This is a genomic window from Pseudovibrio sp. POLY-S9 (assembly GCF_001431305.1).
Lineage (GTDB): Bacteria > Pseudomonadota > Alphaproteobacteria > Rhizobiales > Stappiaceae > Pseudovibrio.
Map to the genome: position 1 here is coordinate 454 of NZ_LCWX01000194.1, position 11,477 is coordinate 11,930.

The following is an 11,477-nucleotide window of genomic DNA, read 5'->3' on the forward strand; positions in this document are numbered from 1 at the left end:
CGTGTCACAGCTCGCGCCGTTTACAAACTGCTTTGGGAGTGGCGCAAGGCTCTTAAGCTCAAAGTTTCCAGCCTGTGTTTTGCTCGCTTTGGGCTTGTCGGCTCCATGGCCGCGGGCGAAGGTTTGAAGCAACGTTGCTGTAATCTCGCCCTCAAAGCGGCTTACCCCACCAAGCATCTCACTCTCAAAGGCCAGTCGGTTGAGAAGGTGGTCAATCCAGCGGTGGCGGTTGGTGATCTCTAAAGCACGCTTGAATGCTGCGATACGCTGTGAGCGTAACTCGTGCGGGGTGATTTCGCCGTTTTCAAGGCTCTGACGGGCTTTATCACTCACTGTCGAGCCCGTTCTGATAAGCCCCCATTTAGAAAACTTGGTAATCTCTTCGTCACTGGTCATTTTCTCCCAGATCTTCAAAGAAAGCGCATAGTTGTACCAACCTGCAATCAAATTCCATTGGGCTTGCAATCATCGCCATTTTGAGCCCGAATTAAATGACTTTATCTGGGGGCTCAAACCCACATTAATTGCGAATGAACCCACAATAGTTGCGAATGGCGAAAACAGCGCTCTCAATCAATAGCTTAACCCCGCCTTTTACTTTTTATAGCGCGCGTCCTTTACTGATCAGTATCACAAACCCTCCAGAAACCCGTTTTCTTCAGCGGAATACATACGATGATTTCTAAACAGAGCAGGCAGACAAAATTATTCAATGAAATCAGGGCGTGTGTGCAGCGATCTAGTCCGTCTGTCAAACCACCGTTTCAAAGACACACGAGAGGAAATTACGCGATCTCTACGCTATCCCCTCCAAGAAACTGATTACCTTGCCTGAATACTTCCTGATATTCAAATCCTGTACATCACATATATTAGTAAAAGGTGTGTGCCTACAACTCGCCTATGGTCATGAAACTTTTGGTTCATCTTTGATCAAGAATAAGTCGTCCCTAAATAGAGATTTCAACTCAATACGCCGCTCGGAGAAAAATGGAAAGTTACTTGCGACATCGTTGATATTCTCTGTCACCTGTACCCAATATCCTTTCCCAACCTTTCGGACAAAAAAGCCAGCAGCAGAGACAATGTCAGGCTCAACTTCTTGAGCAAATTCGCCGCCAAAAAACATCCCCCAACCCAGATTCGGAAGCTGGCCATTATTAACTATTAAAGCGCGGAAATCGTTTTCAAGAGTACCGAAACGACACTCTTGGTTTTCGTATGAGGAAAAACAATGCACCATAGCCACAGTGGAATCCATAGCTGCACTCAACCTCATCCCCAATCCACCCCAGTCTGTTTTCCGATGCACTGCTGCATGAATATTCAGCCTACCCTCAATAAGATTACCTTTGATATCTTGGTCTGTGTGACTGACTTCAGCTTCATATTTCACAGCTCGACTTCGCTTCCATCGAAGACCAATAGGAAACTCCGAAAGCGTTCCGTTAGTTTGTATTTTCGCTTTTTGTGCCCAGTATGGTTCGGTTTTCTCAACAGATTCAAATGGCCCTACTTTGTCCTCCCACTGATAAAGGGCTTCAGGTACAAGCTGGGAGCTGACATCTTCAAATGCCTGTAACACACGCTGTCCTACGGACCAGTCTGTGGTATTCTCTCTAGTAAGAGCAGAAAATCTTATCTCGTCCTTTGCCATCAGAAATCACTCAAGCTCCCTGTAGATGGATCATATCGGTAAATTCCTCCGCCAACTCTTCTCGTGACAGCATCAATACGTGCTCTTAACGGACCTGAAATATTTTGGGTTCTGGGACTGACTATAAGATTGAATGGTGTTCCTGTCATTTCTGCATGTAGCAATTGAGCTCTTAACTGGTTCGAGTTTGCTAGGTCTACTACATTCTTAACTTCCAGAATGCCTCCAGTGTTTCTCCCCCACAAATCTGGGATTGTCGTTACCTGCTTACCACTTGGCAATGTAACAGACACCGAAGTAGTATTTTTAGTTCCTCCAACATGGCTCAATGCATCAATGACTTGCTGCTCGAAAGCCGCACCATTCTGCCGATTTAAGGCAATCTGCGTTCCACTATGTGTAGTGAAGTTTGGTAACTTATAATAGCTAAATTTTCCTGCAAGTTTTACGACAGCGAACCCACCGGCTGTAACTTCAAGAACTGCAGCACCTATCTCCACATTACTACGCATTTGCGCAGCTTCTTCTAAACTCATGCCGCCCAGAACAAAGGCTTGTTCCATCACAGAAATAATTTCTGGATCGCCTGTCCAGGCCTGCTGCACGCCTTCAGCTGTTTTATTGAGCGCTACAGTTCCAGAAGTCAGCGCAGCAACACACGCCAATGTCCCAGCCCCAGAACCACAGAGACTGGCCACAGCAGCTATTTCAGCAGCCCCCATAGCGGTCTGCCAACGTCCATGACTTTGAATGACTGAGCCAATCAGCTCCCGGCTTGCTGCTTCTGAAGTCAGCTCGCCTGACTGCATTTGCTGATAGGCTTCAAGAACAAACAGGTCCAGATTGTGTGTCGCATTAGTGCCTGTCAGGAGTGTTGCCGGATCAACGTTGAACTCTGGATTGCCGATACGCCCCGCAACAGAACCAACCTCAATAATTCGATCCCACTGAAGATAGTTTTCGATCTCATAAAGGATCGCTGCGCACTGGTCACTCGGCCCCTGGCCGCAAATATCGATTGCTGCACGCGTTTGATATTCTGACACTTCCCGCCAGTCATCAAGTTGCTGACTGATTGCTGCAACTTCTTCCTCGGTACAGTTTGCATTCAATGCACCACAAGCCAGCTTTTTCCGCATCAGATCTTCAACTATCTCGATCTGCTTATGGTTGAGATAGTTGTTTTCGTGTAGTGAAGCCCCGATGCTACCACCGAGCTGGGCATCTTCCACATCTGCCCCACGCAATAACAAAACAGCTGTAGTAATCAGGCGCTGAAGTTCAACTTGTTGGCCTGTATCCAGATTTAGGTCGCCGATTGTAGAGCTGGTCAGTTCTGCAACGGTTGCCGCCAGTGCCCCATCAGCAAACTCCCCGCCAGATAGTTCTGCTGCAAGGCCGCCAAAGGCTGCGTGAGCGATAACTTTTTCCAGGGAACCTTCTTCGAGGTTGTACTCTCCAGCAATGTTGCCGATTTCGTTTTGAATGGCGGCCAGACCAGACATGACCATAGCCCGCGACCAGCCTTGCACAAGTTCATCACCCAGATCACCACCTTCAATAGCTACCGAAAGTGTTGCGCCAACTGTTGCATTAATCAGGCTGGTTTGCAGCTTATGCGTGAGGATTTCCAGTGAGGTTGCAGTTTCTGGATCAAACTTGTCTAACCCTGCGACATTGACCAGACCAGCAGTAACACCTGCTGTAACCATTGTGGTTGCCAGCGAACGTAAAGCCTCATCGGATCCCAGCTCTTCGAGTACTTTACTGATATCACCTTTGTTATTGATAAGAGATACTGTGGCGCGGGAGGCCAGTGAACGCATACCAGCTGCAAGTGCTGCTTGCGTAGACACGGCCACGGTTGCGCCAGCTGTTTCCGCAACCCCAAGAGCTGAGACAATCGTTGCCGCGGCTTTACCCGCTGTAGCCCACGTTGCTACAGTCACGGCAAGTGCGATAAGAGCTGCTGCCGGGGCTGTCAGGCCTTCCTGCTTGTAATCCCAATCTTCAAGCACTGCTTGAACAGCCTTCCACTGGACCGGATTACTATCGCGCAGCTCTGCCATCCAGGCCAGCTCGGGTGATTTGGCAAACACATCCAACGCTGCGTTTAGATCGCCATTATCTTCATACTCAACAATAACCCCGTCTTTTGCAGTGAACGTAATCTTGCCGCCAGCCAAGAGCTCATTGTGAATGATGTTTTCTTCCAGCGAACCGTAGTTTTCGGAGATGAACCAAAGCGCATTGTCAGAATAAGTTTTAGTATCCTCAAACTCGACTTCCTTGGTAGTTCCCATAGTAATGGAACCATTTTCGGCAGACAGGTTGATGTTTTCACCTGCTGTTAGCTGAGCCCCGGCTACATAGATGTCACCATTTTCGGCAACCAGCTCCAGATCTTTATCTGCCTCCAGTTTGGAGGGATCGATCTTGGTGGTGTTGGTCACACGCTCGTAGTCATCACGAAAATACCCAAACAGGCCAGATTTTGTACGAATAATTTTTTTATAGGTGCGTTCCGACTTCGGCAGGATCACCAGAGAGTTGCCGGCTGACAGATGTAGCTGATCTTTAGACAGTATTGAGGCGCCGCGCACCAGAATGTTGTTGCCCGCATTAATCGCTACGTTGTTACCATCAATGACACCGCGGACCTTTCCGAACTCATTATATTCGGTGCTGTTTTCGATCTCGCCGCTGTCCACCAGGCCGAAGAAACGCGACTTGGTTTTCTTGTAATAGTCTAGGTGTCTGAGTTCTTCGGAAGCGGTTTGCAGACGGATGTCATTGCCAGCTTTCAGTTTGATGCTGCCATAGGCCTGAATCAGCGCTCCGGTATTGGATATATCATGACCAGCGCTTAATTGAATCGGGCCACCCTTTGACGTGATACTGCTGGTTTTTAAAACGCCTTCTTCATCAAGCTTTTTTTGATGGATGTAAGCCCGGTAAACGCCCCATTTATCGCCCCGTTTATCAGTATCCTGCCAATCCTTTATGGCGTATTTTCCAGTGGCACCATCATTGAGGATGTCGTTGCCAGCCTGAAGATAGATAAACTCGTCCGCTGTCAGTTCAGAGCCAATGTTTTTCAGATCTCGGCCAGCATAAAGAGATAAGCCTTTTCCAGAGCTGAGAGAGGCTTCGTTGAAGGTGAACCCATCCTTGCCACAGGCATCCCCGAGACAGCCGTGATCTGAAGTGAGCGTGAAGGTTTCTTTGCTTGCTTGATTGACAATATCCCGACCAGCAAAGACTGAAAGAGCACCACCTACTGCAAACCTACCGCCAGTATTAGTAAAATCGTTTTCAGCAATAAGTACAGCATCGCCGGCAAGCAACAAGCCACCATCACTCTCCGCCAGAGAGCCAATGTTGATATCATTTGCTTGAACATTCAATATCTTAGCATCAAGACTTACATTATCAACATCTAAAGTGAAGTCACTTTCTGATGAAAAGCTAACTTCGCTGGCTATGATCGAATTGTCATAAGATGAAGATGCAACACCTCCATCGTCAAACGACTTAAATTCCGGGGCTTTGGGAGGCGTCCAACTAGGCAAATTAAAGACTGTTTTCTTAAATTCTGACTTTTTATTTTGCTGAACACTGCCAATCTTAGTAACTTCATTTTGAGTTCGATAAACAAATCTGCCGTTCAAGGTATCGGACTTATAAAAATTTATACCTTGTTTGCCGTCCAAAGCGACAGAGTTTGCCTTGATAGCAGAAGCCACGTTTTCAATCGATCCTGAGCGATTTTCCAAAGAAATGTCGCCAGCTTGTGATACGATTTGGCCACTCACCCAGTCTTGTTTAGTCTCCAAGCCATAGCTTAAAATGCTGTGATGTACATAAGAGATTGGGAAACTTAACTCATTGTAGATTTTGATTTCATCAAATCCGACGAGTTTTCCTGAGTTCTGAAGTGCCCCATTCGCCTTCATCCCAGCAACAATAGAAATGTCGTTTTTGCCAAGAATGCTAGCACCAACATTCCTAAATGAGCGCCCTGCCTCTATTTGTACGTCATTAGCCTCGATTTTGGCTGACAGCAACTTCGTCTCAACACGGCAAGCAAAACCAACTAAGCAGCTTTCGCCATCTTTAACACTAAGGTTTTCCTGTCCCTCATTGATAAAGTCATCTTGTGCTTGGGCAAGAAAAATGCCGGTTGCTTCCACTGTCGCCTTGTTTGTGATTGATCTGTTCTTAGCAACAAGAGACACATTTTTTGCAGAAAGTTTTGCTTCAGATCCAGTCACCTGCTTTTGCTGCGGTGAAATAGCAAAAGGAACGGATGAAAATCGACTATTGAAAACGTCCAGTTCCTTACCTGGATTTGCTGCGATCACTGGACCGTAGAACTGAGCAAGCGGAGCATCTGGATGGAGAGCTATGTATTCCTTCAAGAAGGTGTAGTGCTTCGAAAGATCTTTATCGCTGATTGAGTATTCTCGCGCTGTTTCTTCGCGGCGTTTGTTTTCTACTTCACCTGCAACAATGGTTAGGTCCGCGGTCGCAGTTACAAGACCTGTGTTCAGGAACTTATTGGCCGCTGTGATATCAATGCGGTCCCCCTGTAACTCTCCTGCAAGCGTGATTGTATCATCAGAGTTCAGGCTCACATCGCCCGCAGCCTGCAGCAGAGTATCAACACCGACCTCAATGCTCTGAGCGGATAAGCTGATTGTACCGCCTGTGCTTTTAATGGCATGGGTCTGCAAGAAGGCCCCGGCTGAGGTCAGGCTAAGGTCACCACCTGTTATCAACTGCTTTGTCTGTACAGAACCCTTGCTGGCTAGGTGCAGGTTTTTTGTTGCTGTTGCTGCTGCATCCAGTTTTACGCCCAGTCCGCTTTCATTGCCAATGATGCGGATGTTGCTGCCCTCCATGGCACCAAAACTGGAGGCATGGACCGCATACTCACTGGAGCGAGCCTGCGTGCTCGGCGCGGTTGCTGATTGCTGGGTGCCGTGCTGGTAGAGCTGTGCGCCACCGGAGACTGTGATATCTCCACTTGCATTGACAGCGCCATCAACCACCACATGCCGCCCCACCAGAGCCACGTTGCCATCCATGTTGGTAAGGCCGCCACGGCCCACTTTTACCTGCCCCTTGCTAACGCGCAGAGCCACATTGGAGCCATCAATCTCCACCGCGCCGCTGGAGAGTGTCGCAGTGCCGGTGTTGATGAACGAACAGCCATTACAGGTGATGCCGTTCTGGTTAGCGATGATCACATCGGCCTGTTGTCCAAACACCTCCAAGGTGCCCGCCAGAGAACTTGCTGTGCCATTCACCTCATTGACAATGGTGGTTGCATTGCCTGAGGTGGCCAGGTTTGGGTTGGCCTGAACCGAACCGCCAGTCTGTGATGTGCCTGCCGTCGTGGCATTGTTAAAGATCGCTCCAGCGGTCGCATTCAGGCTCTGATATTTATTGTGTGAGACGCCAGCATTCGGGGCGACGATATTGATGGTCGGTTTGCCGCTGCCCGACGTGGTGATGGCTGGCCTGTAGTTCCTCGGTGCTGAAGGATTTGGCACAATCCCCTGCCCGTAAGAGATAACCGGATGCATGACCATCATGACTGACGCAAAGCCAGCAAACGTATGACCAAGGAACGATACAGTGCGCAGAAGCATTGACAAACCCAACATTCAGAAATTCAATGATGAGTTAATTTCATCTTTATCTAGGACTTTCAATCATAAATTAATTTTTGGTAATCTTTATTGGTGAAAACAGATAATCAAAAGACCTGAGCACTAACTGTCACGCCCACCTGATAGTGATTGTCTTCTAGCCCCTTTGACTTGAAGAGAGGGGTCGCTGCGTAAAAGTCCAGGCTAACGTCTTTGTAGCGTGTGCTCAGGCTGACACCTGCTGACATGCCATAGTCGGTTTGCTTGCCGGCAATGTTGCGCACCACACCGCCTTCTGTGAACAGCGACGGCCTTGTGTTGAGTAAAACTTTCTGAAGTGCTTTGCCAACCAGGTTTTGCCAGCTCAGTTTGTCAGGTCGAAGGGGATTGGCAATACTCAGTTCAAGCGTGCCAGTTAGGCCCTGCTCCCCACTAACACTGAGACCGCCAAGGCCACGCATGCTGGACAGTCCACCCAATGACAGTTGATCTCGGGAAAACAGCGGGGAGTTGGCATACTGGCCACGCAAATGTGCAAATAGTGATAAGCGTTTAGTGAGCCCCTTGCGATAGACAGCCTGTGCATCAAGGATAGCAAACTCACGATGAACAGCGCCCGGGCTTTTGCCCGCAAACTCCAGTTGATGACTGATCTTTGCACCAGCTTCAAGTAACAGATAGGAACCACTGGCAAAGAATTCGCTGGCAACGCCTGTTCTGATGCCGACCAGCTCCTGTACATTGAGCTCACTGGTATTGATAAACCTGCGTAGCTTGGAGTAGTCTGCCCGTGTTTTGACGTAAAGCTTGCGTGTTGCCGAGCGCGTTAACAGCCGGTCAACGGACAATGAGGCAGCAAGTGTAGGAGAATACAGCAGGCTGGAACTGGTTAGCACTTGTGCATCATCACTATAGCTCAATGACGCCGAGACGTCCCAATAACCATAAGGGACCCGCAAGCTGGCAGACAGTGAGTTTGATGAGTTGCTGCCCGAATAACCAACAAACCAGGCTTCATTGAGCCCGAGCAGATCATCTTGTTCAAACAGCACATCAACTGTTTTGTTGGTAAAGCCCAGGCTGCGATCATAGTTGGAGCGTACCGTCAACCGGGTTTCATCTTCGATGCGGTTGACCAGTCGCAACTGCGTGCCGCCGATCTGTTGACCTGGGGCTATGTCGAGCTGCACATTGGCAGAGGCCAGTTTGTTCATCTGGTCCACGCCCTGCTCAATGTCACGGAGTTGGAGTAGCTCCCCCGGTTTGACTGGCAAGGCCAACTTAGTCTTGCGTCTTGGCCCGTCTTTTAAAACTTCACCGCGCATTTCAGCGTAGACAATATCTTCAACAACTCCCTCAACCACAATCACATGGAGTTTGCGGCTTTGAATATCCTGATCAGGCAGATAAGCCCGGCTGGTGATCAGGCCTTTCACTACATAAGCCTGCGAGATCGTTACCAGCAGATTATCGATATCCGCAATGTCCATGCAGGAGTTGGCATAAGGCGTGATAAGGAGCTCAATCTGTTGCTGTGATAGGTGAGTTGCACCTTCCACATTGATAGTATCAATTGGAAAGCAAGGAGCGCCTTGGGCCTGTTGTCGCAAGGCAGGTTGTTCGCTTATCCTGAGGCCTTCCTCTGCATCCTGAGCGCGGGTCCGGATCTGCTGTTCTTCACGCTCTCGCAACAAGCGGTCAGGTTCGTTACCGGCAAATTGAGCGAAAGCTGCCGAGCTGAACAGAAAACAGTTCAGAGCAACACATATGCCTGAAACCCAAAAAAGGTTCTTTTTGCTAGTCATCTCAAAGCACCCCACTGAGCCAGCCGATGTTAACGTATGCCGGATCAAGCACAGGCTGTTCATTCGTGAGACGCATCACATTATCCGGCCACTCTATGCCCTTGTCGCCAAACACATTCGCATCCTGCAAGGTCAGGACACCATCTGAAACAAAGCGGATCTTGCCTCCACTGCTGAATGCAAGGGCTTGTTTCTGCTGATGTAAAGTCACAGGTGAGCCACCTATAAATAGGTTGTGCGGACCGCCATGGAGTGCAAAATACTCAACATAGTTGATGGGCCGGAAGGTTATATCAGGGGCACTGAGTTCAATGCCATCTGCGCCGTTTAAAACACCTGCTCGAGATAAAAAATTCTCAGTTGCAGTAATGGTCAGCGCACCAGTGGCCGTCATCTGGCCACCATCGAAGGATATTGATGATGTTGCTTTGGCCCTGCACATAAACCAGAGACAAGATCGCTTGAAACGGGAAGAGCCTAACTGGCGGGCAGAGTTTTCAACCACCGCAGCAGCTATCGAGACACCCGCACCATTAATCTGGCCACCAATATTGCGGACCTCGCCAGCTTGCAGATGCACATCTCCAAGGCCAATGATCTGCCCGATCTCCCGGCCAGCAAAATAGGTTCCATAGTCCTCCCAGCGATTTTGCGAGCTAACAAACAGCTTGGATCCGCCGGAGGTTTCCCCTTTTTCAGAAGTCGAGCGAGTACTCTTGAGTAGGTTTGCGATCTTGCCATTATTGGCGCTTAATGAGATGTCACCATTGGATAGCAAGCGGCCACTCTCATTGATAATGTCACCACCTGCTTCAACATACAGCTCTCCATTTTTTGCAAACATTGCGCCGATACTTGCCTGAGAGAGCGTGGTGTTGATGATGTTGCCACCAGCTGTGACAGATACGGTGCCATTGGCATTCAGATCACCAAAGGTTTGGCTTTCCCCTTCGATCAACCCACCATAATTGGCAAAATCACCGGTCACTTTAAAGCTGAGACCTGCTGTCTTGGAGGATAGCTGAGAGCGAACATTCTCATTGCTTCTTAAGGTAAATCCAGCTCCCTCATAAGTCTGTCCAAGATCTGCTGCGGCAATCACTTGATCAAACGTGATGTCTTTGGTTGCCAGAACGCTGAGGCGCTCCTTCGTGGACAGGGTCAATCCCTCGCCTTGAATGCTCCCGGCAGCAATGATCAGCTCATTCTCACTCTCAGCTGCAATATCCGTAAGGGTCAGCAGATCTGCTGCCTTAAACTCCACGTAGCTGCCCGTGCCGCTAACTTTTGTATCCGCTATCGTGGTTTGCTCTCCCAAAAGTGATAAGGCCCCACCGCTAGCGACACCATAGCTGGATTGAGCAGCCCCATTTAGTTCAGCCTGCGATACAGACAGATTATCTCGTGCATGCAACCAGACAGCTTCTTGTATTGATGCTATCCTGGCCTTCTCCTGTCCTTGCCCCGCAACCTCAATCTCTTGAGCGTTCAAAACGATGCTTTTTTGTGCCTCAAGTATTCCAGACGCTGAAATCTTGCCATCTGCACTCAAAGTAAAATGCCCCGCGCTGGCAAGGCCGCGTCCTGCCATCTTAACTGCAGCGCCAGTGCCGTTAGCACTGGCCGTAATCTGGCCACCAGAAAGATGCGCACCAGCCGAAATAAGCAGGCGAACATTAGCAGTATCCGCCTCTGTTTCCAGCGAGAGCCAATCCTCAGAGTTGGCATTGGGATCAACCCGCATCTGACCAGAGGCAGCCTTAACTGTTAATGCTCCATCTCCAACATCCACGGTTCCTGACAGGGAAATCTGCTTTGCAATTAACGCCAGTGTATCCAGGGCTCCGGACAATCCTTCCGAACCCACCTCAATATCGGTATCACTAAGACTAAACTGCCGGTGCCCATCCGAAACGCCTGTGCTGTATCCGCCAATGATCAGAGCTCGGCCCGCGTTGACAAACCCACCACCATTGACCGTTACGCCATTGGGATTGGCAAGGATCACATCGGCCTGCACTCCCAAGACCTCAATATGTCCCTCAATAAGCGAGCGTTTTTGAGAGGTAACCTCATTGATGATGGTGCGGGCACCGGCACCCGTGTTGTCCAACTCGGCACCGACAGCAGGTACACTGAAGTCGCTATAGGTGTTGTGGGAATACCCGCTGCTATCGGTTGGAGCGACATCCACATGCAGCTTACCACCACTGCCAACACTCACGGATGTGGCCGTATTGCCATCAATCGTGATGGATCCTGTGTCAGTGCTGGATGTATTTTCCCCATTTGTGCTGCTTGAAAATTACCCACTTTCGCAGCTTTGACTTTTGATTGAAGGGGCATGCCCCTTCAATC

At 49.2% G+C, this 11,477-nt stretch carries 4 protein-coding genes and 1 pseudogene; all 5 read right to left on the minus strand.

The features are described 5' to 3' along the window. Positions 1 to 396, minus strand: a pseudogene (locus PPL9_RS32460) (hypothetical protein); the annotation flags it as partial. Positions 397 to 907: 511 nt separating this feature from the next. Beyond that, positions 908 to 1,657, minus strand: a complete 750-nt coding sequence (locus PPL9_RS18525) for a hypothetical protein (protein ID WP_057464075.1) — start codon at positions 1,655 to 1,657, stop codon at positions 908 to 910. Next, positions 1,657 to 7,314, minus strand: coding sequence for a DUF637 domain-containing protein (locus PPL9_RS18530; RefSeq protein WP_161831355.1), 5,658 nt, complete (start codon positions 7,312 to 7,314; stop codon positions 1,657 to 1,659). The genes PPL9_RS18525 and PPL9_RS18530 overlap by 1 nt, the downstream gene beginning before the upstream one ends. 107 nt (positions 7,315 to 7,421) lie before the next feature. After that, on the minus strand, positions 7,422 to 9,119 hold the full coding sequence (locus PPL9_RS18535; RefSeq protein WP_057464077.1) for a ShlB/FhaC/HecB family hemolysin secretion/activation protein: 1,698 nt from the start codon (positions 9,117 to 9,119) through the stop codon (positions 7,422 to 7,424). A 1-nt stretch (position 9,120) separates the two neighbouring features. Further along, positions 9,121 to 11,373 carry a filamentous hemagglutinin N-terminal domain-containing protein gene (locus PPL9_RS18540; RefSeq protein WP_082596962.1) on the minus strand — a complete coding sequence of 751 codons (2,253 nt, stop codon included), beginning with the start codon at positions 11,371 to 11,373 and terminating at the stop codon, positions 9,121 to 9,123. Positions 11,374 to 11,477 lie beyond the last annotated feature (104 nt).

Excerpts from the sequence above, each read along its gene's own strand:
- PPL9_RS18525 (WP_057464075.1), bottom strand. The coding sequence starts at position 1,657 with ATGGCAAAGGACGAGATAAGATTTTCTGCTCTTACTAGAGAGAATACC.
- PPL9_RS18530 (WP_161831355.1), bottom strand. The coding sequence starts at position 7,314 with ATGCTTCTGCGCACTGTATCGTTCCTTGGTCATACGTTTGCTGGCTTT.
- PPL9_RS18535 (WP_057464077.1), bottom strand. The coding sequence starts at position 9,119 with ATGACTAGCAAAAAGAACCTTTTTTGGGTTTCAGGCATATGTGTTGCT.